Origin of the sequence: Sphingomonas natans (genome assembly GCF_030546695.1) — a bacterium.
Lineage (GTDB): Bacteria > Pseudomonadota > Alphaproteobacteria > Sphingomonadales > Sphingomonadaceae > Sphingomonas_I > Sphingomonas_I natans.
The window spans coordinates 591,206-607,723 of the sequence record NZ_JAUOTP010000002.1 but is presented as its reverse complement, the minus strand read 5'-3'; the positions used below and the strand labels follow the sequence as shown (position 1 = coordinate 607,723).

The window sequence follows — 16,518 nt, the reverse complement described above, 5'->3', positions numbered from 1 at the left end:
ACGATGGAGGGCTTTCCTCGTGCAGCATTGCCCCCGGCGGATCTGGCACATCCGCCGGCAGGGCGTGCGATCGGCGCGCGAACGCCGTCACGGCCGGGCTCTCGCGCCGTACCTGGCGATTCCGGGTGATGAGCGGCGCGATATGCCTCTCCATGGCGGCTGGCTCCGCTGCGATCGCGGAGACGGGCCCGAGCGATCTTCGCCATGCCGGCGCGCAGGCCGCCGGGATAACTGCGCTCCATCTATGCACGGGCTATTTCGCGACGGAGGCGCCGCGCGCACTGATCGACGGCACGCTGGCCACCAACGGCAATCCCGCAGCGCCGCTGGATGCGAACGTGACCGTCGACGGGCAGGAGAAGACGGTCTCCGTCAGGTTCGCGAGCGACATGCCGCCGCGTATCGCCGTGGCCCGGCCGACGCTGGGCTGTGCGATGCTGCCGATCGGCGCGACCAAGGATTTTGCGCATAGTCTGCTGCGGCCAGCCCTGAGCGCGCCCGATCTCGACGATCGCCGGTGGCCCATGGGCGATGTCGACGCGCTTGCGAGACTGCCCGTCCGGCGCAGGCAGGCGGTGGAACGCGTGATCGACGAAGCGTTCAAGGACGAACCGGGCGCGTATGGCGGGATCACCTGGGGCGTCGTCATCGTCAAGGACGGCAGGATCGCCGCTGAGCGATATCAGCACGGGTTCGCGCCCCACATCGCCGCGCGCACCAATTCGATGTGCAAGAGCCTGGGCGGCACGCTCATCGGCGTGGGTGTCGAAAAAGGGCTGCTCGATCTGCATCGCAAGGCGCCGTTGACGGAATGGCGGCGCCCCGGAGATCCGCGCGGCGCGATCACAATCGATGATCTCCTCCACATGGGAAGCGGGCTCTATTCGGACGGGGCGCAAGATCCGTCGCGGGAAATCTATCGGTCGGGCGCGGCGATTGCGGAGATCGCGGCACTCAATCAGATGAACTGGAAGCCGGGTTCCCGCTTCGTTTATGCGGGCACCGACGTGAACCTCGCCGTCCGCGCACTGCGCGAGGCCATCAACGACGATGCCGCCTATCCGGCCTTTCCGTATCGGGAATTGCTGTGGAAGATCGGCATGACCCGCACGACGTTGGAAACGGACTGGAACAACGATTTCATCGTGTCGGGCCAGTGCTGGAGCACGGCCCGCGATTTCGGCCGGCTCGGCCTGCTTTATCTGGCTGATGGCGTGTGGCGCGGCGAGCGGATCCTCCCCGCCGGCTGGAGCGCCTATGTGTCGACGCCGGCGCCTGCCCAGCCGCCCAAGGGAAGCATCGGCGGCGACGCGGGATACGGCGCCCAATTCTGGCTGCACGGCGGCATGGAGGGGCTGCCGCCCGTGGCCTACGCGGCGTTCGGCGCTCGCGGGCAATATGCGGTGATCGTCCCTTCGCAGGATCTGGTGGTCGTCCGGCGGGGCTTTGACGGAGCTTCCGCTTTCAAGATCCAGACGTTCGCCGCGGACGTCATCAGGGCCTTGCAGAAGTGAGGATGCCCCAGCCACGGCGCGGGTCGGGATCGCGGGGAAGACGACATGATTGAAGAGCGCGAGGATGGCCCCGGCCCGGGTCGGCGAGACGATGGGCCCCGACTCGATCGTCGCGCCGCTTTGAAAGGCGCGGGAGTTCTCGCATTCGCGGCCGCTCCGTTTGGCGGCGCGGCATCGTTCGGGGCCTTCGCGCAATCGCCATCCAAGGCGAAGCCGGAGGCGGTCGTCGCCGGGGCGGGGGGGACGACTCTGACCGAGACTGTGGCACGTTACGCCGCGGCAACCTCGTTCGACGTGCTACCCAAGGCGGTCCGCGAGCGCGCGAAGAAGGTGATCTTCGATGAGATTGCGTGCGCCTATTTCGGCAGGCGCACCGATGCCGGACGGCTCTCGGCGCAATATGCGCAGCGTTTCGGCGCAGGCCCGCCGGAGGCGCGCATCTACGGCACCGATCAGGTCGGACCGGCCCATTATGTCGCCTTGGCCAACGGCACGGCCGGACATGGCGAGGAGGTGGACGGCACCCACGTCGTCGGCGGACACCCGGGGGCCTCGATCGTGCACGCCGCGTCCGCCATGGCCGAACGCCAGCGCGTGTCCGGGGCCGAACTGATCAACGCGGTCGTGCTCGGATACGATGTCGGCGTGCGGCTCGTCGAGGCGTGTGGCGGTACGTTTGCCGTCAGGGACCGCGATCAGGTTCACAGCGACTTTCTATACGCGCTGGGCTGTTCGGCCTCCGCCTGCAGACTGTTGCGATTGAGCGCGGACAATCATCGTCACGCAATGGCGCTGGCGACCTTCCAGGCCAACGGTCTGGTCGCCTTGTTCGCCGAAAGGCGGCACATCAGCAAATCCTTCTGCAACGGCCAATATGCCTTCGCCGGGATCAGTTCGGCGTGGATGGCGGAGATCGGGCTGGAGGGGCACGACGACATTATCGGCACCGAGGGCGGGGTCCTGGCCGCGTGGGGCGTTCCGGAGGAGCGCGCGATGGTCACGCGCGGGCTCGGCACCGATTTCAAGATCATGAGCGGCAATTTCAAATTCTATAATGCCGGGCAGCCCATCCACACGCCGATCGAGGCGGCGCTGACGCTGCTGAAGCAGCATGAGATCGCGATCGAGACGATTCAGTCGGTCGAAATTGGCATGCCCGCCAGGCCGCTGAAGACCGTCGATAATCGCGACATGCACAACATTTCGGTGCAGGACATGGTCGCCGCCTACATGGCCGGTGGCGGTTTCAAGATCATCGACGAGCCGTTTCCGAGCATGCTCGACAATCCGATCTACACACGGTTGCGACCCTTGGTCTCGGCGAAGGTCGATCCGGATCTGGACCGCGAATTCCCGAACGGGCGCGGCGCACGCGTGACGATTGCGACCCGGGCCGGCAAGCGCTTCTCGCTGCGTATCGATAGCCCGCGCGGATACAGCACCCGGGGCGAAATCACATGGGACGATCTCGCGGAGAAATGGACCGGATCTCTGCCCGGTGCCGACGTCGAACGCGCCTTGATGGTCGCGGTCCGGATGGATGGACTGGCGGATTGCCGGGGGCTGTTCGATGCCTTCGCTGGGGTCATGCGATGAGACCGCGTGTCCTTCGTGCCGCCTGGGCTCCGTCGATGAACCCATGCCAGCCGCGCAGCCTGCTTGACATGCCCGATCGATCCAATAGTGTTGGATATACGATATCTGCTCCGCATATGCGGAATTATCGTATGGAGCGGAGCATGGAGCGTGGATAGACGATCCGGCACGAGATCGCTGCGGGCAGCGATCTCACGGCTCGGTTGCCCGCGGACGGCGCCGCTACGCCGCACATCCCTGCTGAGCAGCGGCCCAGTTCCGGGGAGACCAAGCGCGATTTGGCTCTCCAGGGTGCGAGGTGCGGAAGCGTAATGAAACGTGAGGAAGTGATGATCGAAATGTCGAGCAATGATGTCGTCGATACCGGCCTTGGGAATCCAGAGGGCCAGGCTTCGGCTGGCGACAAGCGGTATCCGCTGTCGGGCATCACCGTCATCGATCTCTCCCATGTCTATAACGGGCCTTACGCCACCTTCCTGATGGCGCTGGGTGGCGCGACGGTCATCAAGGTCGAGCCGCTACATGGCGAGACGCTGCGCAGCCGGGGCGACATGGGCGGCGCCGATTTTTCTTATGCCATGCTCAATTCGAACAAGAAGCCGGTCACGCTGAACCTCAAATCGGAACAAGGCATCAAGCTGCTGAAGGAGCTTGTGTCGCGTGCGGATATTCTGGTCGAGAACTTTGCGCCGGGGGTGCTCGACCGGCTCGGCATCGGACCGGACGTGCTGCAAGCGGTCAACCCGCGACTGATTTTTGCGTCGAGCTCCGGTTATGGCAAGACCGGCCCGTACAAGAGCTATCCGGCGATGGATCTCGTGATGCAGGCCATGTCCGGAATCATCGATTCCACGGGCTTTCCCGACCAGCCGCCGGTCAAGTCCGGCGCTGCGCTGTGCGATTTTCTGGCGGGCATCCACCTATATGGCGCCGTCATGACCGCGCTGTACGAGCGTGAGCATACGGGTACCGCCCGGGTTCTCGAAGTGTCGATGCAGGACGCGGCTTATTGTTCGCTCGCCTCCAATCTGGGCATGCTTCACGCGCGGGGGGATGCAGCGCCGCCGCGGACCGGAAACCGTCATGGCGGGCTCGGCGTGTCGCCTTACAACGTTTACCCGACAACGGACGGCTATGTCGTGATCAATTCGCCGGGCGACGTGCATTTCCGGTCGATCCTGGACGTGATGGAGCGCCTGGACCTCGCCGACGATCCGCGCTTCGCCACGCGGACGGATCGAGTGCGCAACATCGACGCCGTCGATGATCTGGTCGGCGCCTGGACCCGGCAGCATACCCGCCAAGAGATTGCCGATTGGCTCCTCGCGAGGAAGGTGCCCTGCTCGGCGGTGCGGCATCTGTCCGAAGTCATCCTTGACGAGAACATGCATGCCCGCGGCAGCCTTCAGTGGGTGGACCACCCGGAACTGGGGCGCGTTGTCCTGCCGCACTCGCCCTTCGTCTTCGAAGGAACCGGGCGCCGCGAACTCGAGCCGAGCCTTCCCCTGGGGGCCTGCAACGACGAGGTCTTCGGCACCTGGCTCGGCCACAGCGCGGAAGAATTGGCCGACTGGCGCGCGTCGGCCGCCATCTTGTAATCGCGAACGTCGGCCGACCGGGCGCCTCGTCCGTTAAAGCAGGCTTCGGTCTGTTCTGATCGAGCCGTATCATCGCTCTGTCGCTTGTCGGCCGGCTAGTATCCCTTCGCCTCGCCGGCCAAGGTCTGGCGCTTCCGCCGCGGGATTCGAGGCTCGGCTAATGTGTGTGATCGCAATTGCTTGGCAGGCGCATCCCCGGTGGCGGCTGGTCGTCGCCGCCAATCGTGACGAATATCATGACAGGCCGGCCGAGAAGCTCCACCGCTGGCCGGATTCCGATCTGATCGCCGGCCGCGACCTAATCGGGCGCGGGACTTGGCTCGCCGTCTCCGAACAGGGCCGCTTCGCGGCCGTCACCAACCTGCGCCAGCAGCGGCAGCAGCCTGCGGATCCGGAATGGACGTCGCGTGGCCTGCTGGTCACCGGACTGGCCCTTGGTCAGCAGCAATACGAAGGTGCGGCGATCGATCGGTTGGCGGGGTTCGGCCCGTTTCAGGCGATTTCGGTCAGCGGGGCGGAGGCCGATCTGCTGTCAAATCGGCCAACGCCCGCATGTCGAAGACTGGCGCCCGGCATCTTGGGCATTTCGAATGGTCCGTTCGATCGCCCTTGGCGCAAATCGCGGCGGCTGGGATCAATGGTCGAGCGATGGCTGAACGACGCGACGTTCGATCGGGCGAGTCTTCTCGCGGACCTGAGAGACCCGGCCTCTCCTGCGGCCGATGCCGATGATCCCGGCGAAATCTTCGTCAGCGATCCGGTCTATGGAACGCGATGCAGCACCGTGGTGACCGTCGACCAATCAGGCGACGGTGTTATCGTCGAAGTGCGTTACGACCGCGCGGGTAATGTCGAAGGGACCGAAACGATCGCGTTTCGATGGCCCTGAAGCGCCGCACGCCGCTCGTAACCGACACCGTAGCGCCTGCTTATCAGACGATCGCCGGCAAGCGATCCAGATGCTTGTCCAGCGTCATGGGATAGTCGCGCACGCGAACTCCGGTTGCGTTATAGACCGCATTGGCGATCGCCGCGGCGACACCGCACAGCCCCAACTCGCCGACACCCTTGGCCTTCATCGGCGAGGATTTGTCGTCGACCTCATCGAGGAAGACGACCTCCTGGTGCGGAATGTCGGCATGGACGGGCACCTCGTAATTGGCCAGATCATGATTGACAAACAGGCCGAAGCGCGGATCGACGGCCAGGTGCTCCGTCAGCGCGCCGCCGACCCCCATGGTCATCGCGCCGATCACCTGGCTGCGCGCCGTCTTGGGATTGAGGATCCGGCCCGCCGCACACACCGCCAGCATTCGCCGGATGCGCGTCTCGCCCGTGAGGCCGTCCACTGCGACCTCGACGAAATGACCGGCGAAGGTGGATTGCTGGAACTGGCGGGCGAGATCGCCATATTCCATGACGCCTTCGACGACGAGTTCGCCGCCCTTCGCCGCGTCGCCGAGCCGGATGCTGCGATGGCCGTCGTGCACCTTGCCGTCTTCGAAATTCGCTGCGGTGGCATCGAGGCCCAGTTTCTGTGCGACGGCCTCGCGCAGGTTCAGGCAGGCCGCATAGACGCCGGCGGTGGAGCTGTTCGCGCCCCACTGTCCGCCCGAACCCGCCGAGATGGGGAAGTCGGAGTCGCCGAGCTTCACCACGACCTTGTCGATGCTCACGCCCATCGTTTCCGCCGCCGTCTGCGCGATGATCGTGTAGCTGCCTGTCCCGATGTCGGTCATGTCGGTTTCGACCGTCACGATCCCTCGATCGCTGAGGCGCACCCGCGCGGCGGACTTCGCGACGAGATTGTTGCGAATGCCCGCTGCCATGCCCATGCCGATGAGCCAGCGCCCTTCGCGCATCGCCCCCGGTCTCGCATCGCGCCGCCGCCAGCCGAACAGATCGGAACCCCGGCGCAGGCATTCCACCAGCTGCCGCTTCGAAAAGGGACGCTGCGGATTGGCGGGATCGACCTGGGTGTCGTTCTGGATTCGGAATTCGACCGGATCCAGCCCAAGCTTTTCCGCCATTTCGTCCATCGCGATCTCGAGCGCCATGAGCCCCGAGGCTTCGCCGGGAGCCCGCATCGCATTGCCTTCCGGCAGATCGAGCGGCGCGAGACGCATCGAGGTCAGCCGGTTCGCGCCGGCATACAGGATCTGCGTCTGCTGGATCGCGTTTTCGGGCTTGCCCCCGGGCAGATTGCCGGACGTGCTTTCGTGCGCGATCGCGATGATCTTGCCGTCTTTCGTCGCGCCCATGCGGATACGCTGGATCGTCCCCGGCCGATGCGTGGCATTGTTCATCATGAGCGGCCGTTGCATCGCTAGGCGGACCGGCCGGCCAGCGGCTTTCGCCGCCAATGCCGCCAGGATGGCGTCCGCGCGCGTGTAGAGTTTTCCGCCGAAGCCGCCGCCGATGAACGGTGAATCCACTCGGACATTCTCCGGCTTCAGCCCCAAGGTGCGGGCGACGTCCGCCTTGTTCCAGGCGATCATCTGATTGGATGTCCACAGCGTGAGCATTTCGCCTTTCCAGGCGGCGATGGTGGCGAAGGGCTCCATCATCGCGTGGCTTTCGTCCGGCGTCCGGTAGGTCGCGTCGAGCTGGACGGGCGCGGCCGCGAAGGCGCCGGCGAAATCGCCGACCTTGTTCTCCTTGGGCGCAGTGGGGCCGCCGCCGCCGACCAGGGGCGCGGATCCCGCCTCTGCCGCGAGATCGAACTTGCCGTCCGCACGATCATAATCGACGCGGAGCAGCTGCGCGGCGGCGCGCGCCTGTTCGAACGTCTCGGCGACGACGACGGCGATCGCCTGATGATAATGCTGGACGTCCGGTCCGCCGAACAAAGAGGCGGTGTTCATCCGACCTAGCGTCAGCCGAGGCATGTCCAGCGTGGTGACGATCGCGAGGACGCCGTGCGCGGCCTTCGCATCGGCAGAATCGATGCGCGCGATCCGTCCCTTGGCGATCGCGCTGCCGAGGATGTAGCCATAAGCCTGATTGGCCGCGACGTCGTGGCGTTCATACGCATAGGGCGCCGTGCCCGTTATCTTCATCGGGCCATCGACGCGGTTGATCGCCTTGCCGACAATCTTCAACCGATCGATGGGGTTGGTCCCGGCGGGCGTCTCAAACTTCATGGGTCGAACCTCCGTGGAGAATATCGGCAAGGCGGGCGGTCGTCTTCATGGCCGGATCGGCAGCCTTGCCACGCAGAGTATCGCGATCAGCGGAAAACGGCACAGGATGCGCCAAACCCCGCCCGCCTCGCTTATCCGGCCGTCCGGCTGTCTGCGGCATCACGCCCTCCCTGTGCGGCCGCGCAGTCAGCGGCTCCGGAACCATATTCCGCCATAGCGCCGCCGATCGCACCGTCTTTCCGCCGTCCAGCTCGGTTGGCGAACCCGCCGATTGACATAAGCAGAATAGCTCATAAGTTCACAATAGAAATCGATGATCCGTATATACGGAATAAAAGTCGAACAGCGAGGGGGATGGATATGACGGAGGAATTCCGCGCGACTGCTTTCGGCGGGACCGGCAAGCGGACCCTAAAGGCAGGATTATGTGCGACCGTGGCGTGTGTAGCGCTGCCCCTCATCATGGCGCCGGCAGCGGCACAGGTGCCAATCTCGGCAACGCCGGCTCCTCCGCGAACGGCGGCCCCGGCTGCGGAGGTCGCGCCGTCAGAGCATGAGGCGGTATCCGATATCGTCGTCACCGGCACGCGGATTGCCCGCGAAGGCTATCAGGCGCCCAGCCCAACTACGGTGATCGGCGCGGAGCGGCTTGCGACCAGCGCCAATTCGAACATCGCCCAGTTCGTGACGACGCTGCCGGCCTTCGTCGGCAGCAGTAACAGCCGCTCCTCGCTGGCGGCGGGGGCGGTCGCGACGACCGGCATCAATTCGGTGAATTTGCGCGGTCTCGGCGCGAATCGCACGCTCGTCTTGTTCGACGGCCACCGCGTGACGCCCGCTCATCCGGCGGGCGACATCGACGTGAACCTGATCCCGCAACAGCTGATCACTACCGTCGATATCGTCACGGGCGGCGCGTCGGCGGTGTACGGGTCCGATGCGGTTGCGGGCGTCGTCAATTTCATCATGGACAAGAAATATTCCGGGCTGAAAGGCGAGGTGTCCGGTGGTGTGACCACCTATGGCGACGGCGAGAATTATCGCGTCTCGCTGACCGGCGGCACGGGCTTTGCCGATGGCCGTGGTCATATCCTGCTCTCCGGCGAACGCGCGGACGATCGCGGGATCCAGGGCAACAGCAAGCGCAAGTGGACCAAGGACGGCGGCCAGAATTTCGTCAACCCGGCTTACACGCCGACCAACGGCCAGCCGCAATTCCTGATCCTGAAAAGTGTCGGTTATACCAATGCCAGCCCCGGCGGCGTGATCGTCTCGGGCCCACTTCGCGGCACCGCCTTCGGAGAGGGCGGCGCCACCTATCAGCAGGCCTATGGCGACATCGTCGGTGACGCCTACATGCGCGGCGGCGATTGGGCGCGCAACGATGCCCGGCGGGGCGGCTCGATCGCGCCGGAAGAGACCCGCAATTCTCTGTTCGGCCGTGCCGCGTTCGACATCGCCGATCACGTCAACGTCTATGCCCAGGCTTCGTGGAACCGGACGACCACCTTCGCCGATCTCGTCCCTGGCTTCCTGCTCAATACCAACGGGCCACTGATCCGCATCGACAATCCGTTCCTGCCCGCCAACGTGCGCGCGCAGATGCTGGCGAACGGCCTCACGACGATCCGCGTCGGCACGCTCAACGGCGATTCGGGAAGGATCCAGCAGCGCACCAAGCGCACCGGACGTATCCTGGAGATCGGAACGACCGGCGAGGTCAACCTGCTCGGCACCAGCTGGTCGTGGGATGTCTATGCGCAGGACGGCCAGACCAAGGCACTGCTGGTCAATCCGCGCAACATCTCCCGCGCTAATTATACGCTCGCGGTGGATGCCGTGCGCGATCCCGTCAGCGGCGCGATCGTCTGCCGATCGACTTTGACCAACCCAACCAACGGGTGCGCGCCCTGGAATGCGATGGGCACAGGCGTGAACCAGATCGGCGGTGCAGCCTATGATTACATCGGCACACCCAGCCGGCAGGATCTCACCGTCGAACAGGACGTCTATTCGGCCTCGATCTCGGGCGAGCCTTTCTCGCTTCCGGCTGGCCCGGTCTCGATCGCGATCAGCGCCGAGCATCGCCGCAACAGCGCCAATTCGACGGTGGATGCGGGATCGCTGATCAACGATCACATCATCTCCAATTACGGTCGAATCCAGGGCCAGACCAAGGTTTCGGAGGCCGCGCTCGAGACGGTGATCCCGATCTTCAAGAACCAGCCCTGGGCCGACAGCCTCGATCTGAACGGTGCGGTGCGCTACACGAAATATAGTCGCGCGGGCACTGTCGCGACGTGGAAACTGGGCGTGGTCTATTCGCCCATTTCCGACATCAAGCTGCGCGCGACGCGATCGCGCGACATTCGAGCCCCGAACCTGATCGAAACCTTCTCGCCGCCGGTCAGTACGCGTGGGACGGCCTTCGATCCCTTCACGAATACCTCGCTTGCATTCAATCAGACGTCGATCGGCAATCCCGACCTGAAGCCGGAGATCGCGACCAACACCGCTGCCGGCATCGTCCTGCAACCGTCATTCCTGCGCGGCTTCAGCTTCTCGGCCGATATCTGGGACATCAAGATTCGCGATGCGATCTCCTCGATCACGGTCGCACAGACCTTGTTGCTGTGCTTCGATGGCACGGCCCCGCAGCTGTGCAGCAATATCGTGCGCGAAAATGGGATCCTCACCCAGGTCATCTCGCAAAGCATCAACTTCGCCGTCCAGCAGTCGCGCGGCATCGATTTCGAGGCGAGTTACAGCATACCGTTGGCCGCCCCCTTCTCGGGCGCTCCCGGTACGCTGTCCTTCCACGGCAACGCCACCATCTATCTGAAGCAATATGTTAACACACGCCTCTCGGTCCCGACGGACAATGTCGGCGAGAATGGCGCGGGTAATCCGCCGCACTGGCGGGCGACCGCCACCGCGTCCTACCGTACCGATCCGATCATGGGCTCGATCACGTTGCGCGCCTTCCCGAGCGGGACCATCAACGACACGGCGATCACCTGCACATCCGGCTGTCCGACGAGCACGACCGCGCACCCGACCTATAGCCAGAACCGGCTGCCCGGCCGTGTGTATGCGGATGCGTCGTTGAGCTACGACATCAATGTCGGCCGCGTCCGTGCGACGACGTTCGTCAACGTGCGCAACATCCTGAATACGCCGCCGGGCAGCCCGCGCGTCAGCAGCAATGCGCTGCTCAGCGGTGCAAACGCGTTACTCTACGATGTGGAGGGCCGCACGTTTCGCGCCGGACTGCGCTTCCGCCTCTGACCGGGTCCTGCGTGAGCGTGCCAGACGGGCGCTGGTGGGTACGCCCGCCCGCGCCCGGTCAGCGCGCCAGCGGAAATATATCTCCGATCCGATCGCGTATCGATCCGCTTCGAATTGGACCGACGCACGGCGGCACCGGCCGCATCACCTTGACAAAACGCGACCACACTATAACGCATGCGTATATACGAGTAGCTATTCGTATATAGAAACACGGAGTGTGATGTGGCTGAGAATGCGGTGATTACGAAAGAGCTCGCGACCGGCCAGTTCACGGATGAGCTCCTCGACAGGATGCGCGGTCTGATCGGAACCGAGTTGCGGACCGATTCCTGCATCAACAACGAATATGCGACGCGGATCGCGATCCTGCGCATGTGCGAGGGTATCGGCGATGATAACCCGCTCTGGACCGATCCAGCCTATGGCGCGACAACCGTGCATGGCGGCCTGATCGCGCCGCCGAGCTTCATCTTCGCCTGCATGGCCTCGGTCCAGTTCGGCTGGCCCGGCCTCGGCGGCTTCCACGCCGAGACGATCATTGATTTCTTCCGCCCGATCCGCGAAGGCGACAAGATCACGCCGCGCGTCTATTTCGACGGCTTCGACGGTCCCAGCGAGAGCAACTTCGCCGGCCGCCGGATCAAGGACTATATCCGGCAGGAATATTGGAACCAGGACGGCGAACTGATCGCCCGGTTCATCTGCTCGCGGATGCGCTTCGAGCGGACCGAGATGCAGGCGCGCCGTGAATCGCGCAAGATCGAGCTGCCGCATCCCTGGACCGATGAGCAGATCGAGCAGATCGAGAACGATATGCTCGCCGAAGTGCCGCGCGGCGCGACGCCACGTTATTGGGATGACGTGAATGTCGGCGACGAACTCGATCTCGTCACCAAGGGGCCGATCGGCCTGACCGACGAGATAGCGTTCGTCTCGGCGGGGGCCGCGCCGATCCCGCGCATCGCCGCGCACCGCATCTCGCTGCAGCGCTACCGCAAGCATCCGAAATGGGCATTCCGCGATCCGAAGACGCATGCCCTGGAGCCGGTCTATTCTGTGCACTACAATGATTATGCCGCCAGCCTGCAGGGCGCGCAGGCCGCCTATGACGTGGGTATCCAGCGCACCTGCTGGCAGCTTCACTCGCTGACCAACTGGATGGGCGACGACGGCGAGATCAAGCAGGCCACGTCCCAGTATCGCGCGCACGTCTATCTTTCCGACGTCGTCCGTCTGGGCGGCCGGATCGAGGCGAAGGAGATTGACGATGAAGGCAATCACGTCGTCAAGATCAAGACATGGGCGATGAATCAGCGCGGCGACAATTGCATGCCTGGCACGGCGATCGTTAGGCTGCCCAAGCGCTGACCGCGTTAAATGGCGGCGATCGATCGTGGATCGCCGCCATCCCCGCTCTATCTCTCTCTGCCCACCGTCGCGCGTTCTCCGACGCTCGAAAGGAGCCTTTCATGATCCGTCTGCACGTCACGAAGACCGTCGTTGTTCTTGGCCTTTCCTGCATGGCCGCATCGATCGCTTCGGCACAGACCGCCCCGACGGGTGAGCAATTGTTCAAGCAACGCTGTCAGGCCTGTCACACGATCGCGCCGGGGGCGAAGGGTATGATGGGCCCGAACCTCGCAGGCATCGTCGGCGCCAAGGCCGGTTCGTCGGCTTATGCCTATTCGCCCGCGTTGAAGGGCTCCGGGATCACGTGGGACAAGCAGAAACTGGATCAGTATCTGGCCGGTCCATCCAAGATGATCCCGGGCGTCCGCATGCCGATGAGCGTGCCAGATGCCGCGCAGCGGCAGGCGATCATCGCCTTCCTTGCCGCGCATTCCTGATAGTCGGAACAAAGCACCTCGGGGCGGCGGCGGATCATTCCGGCGCCTCCACCCTCGTATCGCGGCTATCTCGGTCAGGATGCCAGCAGCTCGGCGTTGAGCCCCGCCAGGAGCGCATAGCCGCCCCGCGCGGCCGCGGCGTGCCCCATCGCCTCCGGCACCAGATGATCGAGGAACCAGCGCGCGACGATCGGCTTGGTCTGCGCGATCGATCCCTGCGCTCCGCGCACGGCACGCGACTGAAGCAGCAGCTGCCACCCCGCCACCGCCACGGCGCACATCGTCAGGAACGGCACGCTGCCGGCCAAGCGATCGTCGAGGCTGCCCTCGGTGCGCATCCAGACGCCGATGGCAGCACATTCGCTGGCCAATGCGGCAAGATTGGCTTCTTCGGCGCAATCGGCGCCGATTTGCGCCATCAGCGCCGCGAGCACCGCACCGCCCTCCATCGCCAGCTTGCGGGTGACGAGATCGGCCGCCTGAATGCCGTTGGTGCCTTCGTAGATCGGGGCGATCCGGGCATCGCGATAATATTGGGCGGCGCCGGTTTCCTCGACATAGCCGATCCCGCCGTGGATCTGGATGCCGAGGCTGGCGACTTCGCAGCCGATGTCCGTCGCCCACGCCTTCAGGATCGGGACGAGCAGATCGGCGCGCGCCGCGGCGCCGGCCTGGCCCAGACTGCCGCGATCGACTTGGCCAGCCGTATAATAAAGCAGCGCTCGTGCGCCCTCGGTCAGCCCGCGCATCCGAAGCAGCATCCGCCGCACGTCCGGATGCTCGATGATGGCCACGGGCGTGCGATCGGCGGCGCCCGCGCGTACCGATTGGACGCGATCGCGGGCATAAGCCATCGCCTGCTGCAGAGCCGCCTGCGCGATCTGCACGCCCTGCGAACCAATGTTGATCCGCGCCGAATTCATCATCGTGAACATCGCCCGCAGGCCGCCATGCTCGGGCCCGACCAGCTCGCCGATGCAATCATCGTCGTCGCCGAAACTCATCACGCAAGTGGGCGAGGCGTGGATGCCCAGCTTGTGCTCGATGCTGACCACGCGGACATCGTTGCGCGCGCCCAGGCTCCCATCGGCCTCGACATGATATTTCGGTACGACAAACAGGCTGACACCGCGTGATCCCGCAGGAGCGCCCGGCGTGCGCGCCAGCACGAGATGGATGATGTTCTCGGCCAGATCGTGCTCGCCCCAGGTGATGAAGATCTTGGTGGCCTTGATCCGGTGCTTTCCAGCGTGCGGCCCTTCGGTGATCGGGGTCGCCGTGGCGCGTAGCGCGCCGACATCGCTGCCGGCCTGCGGCTCGGTCAGGTTCATCGTACCCGACCACGCGCCGCTGACGAGCTTCTCCAGATAGAGTGCCTTCTGCGCGTCGCTGCCGTGGTGGTCGAGCGCCTCGATCGCGCCGACGGTGAGCATCGGGAGGAGGGTGAATGCCATGTTGGCGGCACCCAAATTTTCGAGCACGCAGCAGGCCAGCGCAAAGGGCAGGCCCTGGCCGCCGAAGGCGGTCGGCCCGGCGATCGCGTTCCAGCCCTGCTCGACATAAGCGGCATAGGCCTCGCGGAACCCTGCCGGAAGCGAGACCTCGCCCCCGCGGGCGACGGCGCCCTCGGTATCGCCGACGCGGTTGAGTGGCGCCCACTCGCCCGCGGCGAAGGCACCTATTCCCTCGACGATCGCCCCGACCAGTTCCGCATCCGCGGCGGCGAAGCGTTGGTGCGCGGCGAGCTCCTCGATACCGGCGCTGACATGCAGAGCCAGAATCTGCTCCGCCGACGGGGCAACATAATCCATCGATATCACCATGTTATGCGCGCGAAGAGCTGCCGCGCCGGGGAGATATGGGGTGTCAGGCGACGGCCCCGAGCGATGGCCTTCGCTGGCTCGGCCGCGTGCCTCAGCTCGCTTTGGCGTCGATCAGCACAGCGCCGAGCGTACGGGTGGCAAGCGTCAGCTTAAACTGGTTCTGGTCTGTCGGGGTTGCGTCTGCGAAGAGCGTGTCGGTGACGGCCTTGGCCCCCCGCGGCAGCGCGGCGTCCGCCGCATCACTGCGCCACGGCTTCGGAGCGACGCCGCCGAACGCCACGTGACCCGTACCGTCCGGTTGGATGATCGCCGCGACGGAGACGAGCGCGAACGCGTAGGAGGCGCGATCGCGGACTTTGTGATAGAGTTGCTTGCCCCCTACCGGCTTCGGCAAGACCACCGCCGTGATCAGCTCGCCGGGCTTCAATGCGAATTCCCCTACCGGTAGGTCGTCGCCCGGCAGAAGATGGAAGTCGCGCACCGGCAACGTCCGGGTCGTGCGATCGAGCTGCATGATCTCCACCGTCGCGTCCAGCGCATGCAGCGCGACCGTCATGTCGCTGGGATAGGCGCACACGCAATTGCCGCTGACGCCGATCACCGAATGGCCGCGGCTATAGCCGCCGGCCGCCGCACAGCCTGTGCCCGGATCGCGCTTGTTGCACGGCAGATTCTTGTCGTAAAAATATGGGCACCGCGTCCGCTGCATCAGATTGCCAGCGGTCGTCGCCTTGTTGCGCAGCTGGCCCGAGGCGCCCGCGACGATCGCCTTCGAGAGCAGAGGATAGCCCTTCGTCACCGCGGCGTGGCTGGCGAGATCGGTGTTGCGGACGAGCGCACCAACGCGCAGCCCGCCATCGGCCGTCTTCTCGATTGTGTCCAAGCCGATCCCGTTGACGTCCACCAGATGCGCAGGCGTCGAGATTTCGAGCTTCATGAGATCGAGCAAATTGGTGCCGCCGGCGATGAACCGGGCTCCGGGCTTGGCGGCGGCGCGCGTCACCGCATCGGCGGGGGAGGTGGCACGCTCATAGCTGAAAGGCTTCACGACCGCACTCCAGCGACCTCTGCGATCGCCTCCTGAATGTTAGAATAAGCGCCGCAGCGGCAGATGTTGCCGCTCATTCGCTCGCGCGTTTCGGCGTTGGAGAATTTCGGCCCGACCGCCGGATCCGCCGTCACGTGGCTCGGAACGCCGGCCTTGAGTTCGGCCAGCATCCCTACCGCCGAGCAGATCTGGCCTGGCGTGCAATAGCCGCACTGATAGCCGTCATGCTTCAGGAAAGCCGCCTGCATCGGGTGCAGATCGCCGACCGCGCCGAGCCCCTCGATGGTCGTGATCTTGTCACCCTCGTGCATCACCGCCAGCGTCAGGCAGGAATTGATCCGCCGCCCGTCGACGATCACCGTGCAGGCGCCGCACTGACCCTGATCGCAGCCCTTCTTCGTGCCGGTCAGCTGGATATGTTCGCGCAGCGCGTCCAGCAGGGTGGTGCGCGTATCCAGCTCCAGTTCGCGGACCTTGCCGTTCACCGTGAACGATACCTTGAGCATCTCGGGCACCGAAGCGGCCAGCGTCGAGGGCTTCGCATCCTGCGCGGAGGCTGGCACGAGGGCGGTAACGGCGGCGGACGACGCGCCGCCCACGATGACGGCTCGTCGGCTGACCTTCGGTTCGCGGAAGATATCCATAACTCCAGTCCTAT

At 65.0% G+C, this 16,518-nt stretch carries 11 protein-coding genes; 7 read left to right on the top strand and 4 right to left on the bottom strand.

The features are described from left to right. Positions 1-152: 152 nt before the first annotated feature. The 4 genes from Q4F19_RS06680 (at position 153) to Q4F19_RS06665 (ending at position 5,597) form a co-directional block, all read left to right on the top strand. Entirely contained in the window at positions 153-1,514 is a 1,362-nt protein-coding gene (locus Q4F19_RS06680; RefSeq protein ID WP_303540908.1) for a serine hydrolase domain-containing protein, read from the top strand. 45 nt (positions 1,515-1,559) lie between these two features. Beyond that, entirely contained in the window at positions 1,560-3,110 is a 1,551-nt protein-coding gene (locus Q4F19_RS06675; protein ID WP_303540906.1) for an MmgE/PrpD family protein, read from the top strand. 311 nt (positions 3,111-3,421) lie between these two features. Then, positions 3,422-4,708, top strand: coding sequence for a CaiB/BaiF CoA transferase family protein (locus Q4F19_RS06670; protein ID WP_303540905.1), 1,287 nt, complete (start codon positions 3,422-3,424; stop codon positions 4,706-4,708). A 160-nt stretch (positions 4,709-4,868) separates the two neighbouring features. Continuing rightward, a complete protein-coding gene (locus tag Q4F19_RS06665) occupies positions 4,869-5,597 on the top strand; it encodes an NRDE family protein (RefSeq protein ID WP_303540904.1) in 729 nt (242 codons plus the stop codon). A 43-nt stretch (positions 5,598-5,640) separates the two neighbouring features. Here Q4F19_RS06665 and paoC read toward each other — a convergent pair whose 3' ends face one another. Beyond that, positions 5,641-7,851, bottom strand: a complete 2,211-nt coding sequence (gene paoC, locus Q4F19_RS06660) for an aldehyde oxidoreductase molybdenum-binding subunit PaoC (RefSeq protein ID WP_303540903.1) — start codon at positions 7,849-7,851, stop codon at positions 5,641-5,643. Between the two features lie 462 nt (positions 7,852-8,313). On the opposite strand from paoC, the gene Q4F19_RS06655 reads away from it, so the two are divergent. The 3 genes from Q4F19_RS06655 (at position 8,314) to Q4F19_RS06645 (ending at position 12,989) form a co-directional block, all read left to right on the top strand. Further along, a complete protein-coding gene (locus tag Q4F19_RS06655; protein ID WP_303540902.1) occupies positions 8,314-11,139 on the top strand; it encodes a TonB-dependent receptor plug domain-containing protein in 2,826 nt (941 codons plus the stop codon). Positions 11,140-11,364: 225 nt separating this feature from the next. Then, positions 11,365-12,510 carry an FAS1-like dehydratase domain-containing protein gene (locus Q4F19_RS06650; protein WP_303540901.1) on the top strand — a complete coding sequence of 382 codons (1,146 nt, stop codon included), beginning with the start codon at positions 11,365-11,367 and terminating at the stop codon, positions 12,508-12,510. A gap of 101 nt (positions 12,511-12,611) precedes the next feature. After that, positions 12,612-12,989, top strand: a complete 378-nt coding sequence (locus Q4F19_RS06645; RefSeq protein ID WP_303540899.1) for a c-type cytochrome — start codon at positions 12,612-12,614, stop codon at positions 12,987-12,989. Positions 12,990-13,063: 74 nt separating this feature from the next. Here the strand turns inward: Q4F19_RS06645 and Q4F19_RS06640 are convergent, their stop codons facing one another. From Q4F19_RS06640 to paoA, 3 genes are all read right to left on the bottom strand, one after another. Beyond that, the gene (locus tag Q4F19_RS06640) at positions 13,064-14,800 is read right to left on the bottom strand and encodes an acyl-CoA dehydrogenase (RefSeq protein WP_303541040.1); all 1,737 of its coding nucleotides are present in this window, start codon (positions 14,798-14,800) and stop codon (positions 13,064-13,066) included. Positions 14,801-14,903: 103 nt separating this feature from the next. After that, positions 14,904-15,860: an FAD binding domain-containing protein gene (locus Q4F19_RS06635; protein ID WP_303540897.1), complete on the bottom strand. Its 957-nt coding sequence runs from the start codon at positions 15,858-15,860 to the stop codon at positions 14,904-14,906. Continuing rightward, entirely contained in the window at positions 15,857-16,504 is a 648-nt protein-coding gene (gene paoA, locus Q4F19_RS06630) for an aldehyde dehydrogenase iron-sulfur subunit PaoA (protein ID WP_303540895.1), read from the bottom strand. Before paoA ends, Q4F19_RS06635 begins: the two co-directional genes overlap by 4 nt. Positions 16,505-16,518 lie beyond the last annotated feature (14 nt).

Excerpts from the sequence above, each read along its gene's own strand:
- Q4F19_RS06675 (WP_303540906.1), top strand. The coding sequence starts at position 1,560 with ATGATTGAAGAGCGCGAGGATGGCCCCGGCCCGGGTCGGCGAGACGAT.
- paoA (WP_303540895.1), bottom strand. The coding sequence starts at position 16,504 with ATGGATATCTTCCGCGAACCGAAGGTCAGCCGACGAGCCGTCATCGTG.
- Q4F19_RS06655 (WP_303540902.1), top strand. The coding sequence starts at position 8,314 with ATGGCGCCGGCAGCGGCACAGGTGCCAATCTCGGCAACGCCGGCTCCT.
- Q4F19_RS06640 (WP_303541040.1), bottom strand. The coding sequence starts at position 14,800 with ATGGATTATGTTGCCCCGTCGGCGGAGCAGATTCTGGCTCTGCATGTC.
- Q4F19_RS06665 (WP_303540904.1), top strand. The coding sequence starts at position 4,869 with ATGTGTGTGATCGCAATTGCTTGGCAGGCGCATCCCCGGTGGCGGCTG.
- paoC (WP_303540903.1), bottom strand. The coding sequence starts at position 7,851 with ATGAAGTTTGAGACGCCCGCCGGGACCAACCCCATCGATCGGTTGAAG.
- Q4F19_RS06680 (WP_303540908.1), top strand. The coding sequence starts at position 153 with ATGGCGGCTGGCTCCGCTGCGATCGCGGAGACGGGCCCGAGCGATCTT.
- Q4F19_RS06645 (WP_303540899.1), top strand. The coding sequence starts at position 12,612 with ATGATCCGTCTGCACGTCACGAAGACCGTCGTTGTTCTTGGCCTTTCC.
- Q4F19_RS06670 (WP_303540905.1), top strand. The coding sequence starts at position 3,422 with ATGAAACGTGAGGAAGTGATGATCGAAATGTCGAGCAATGATGTCGTC.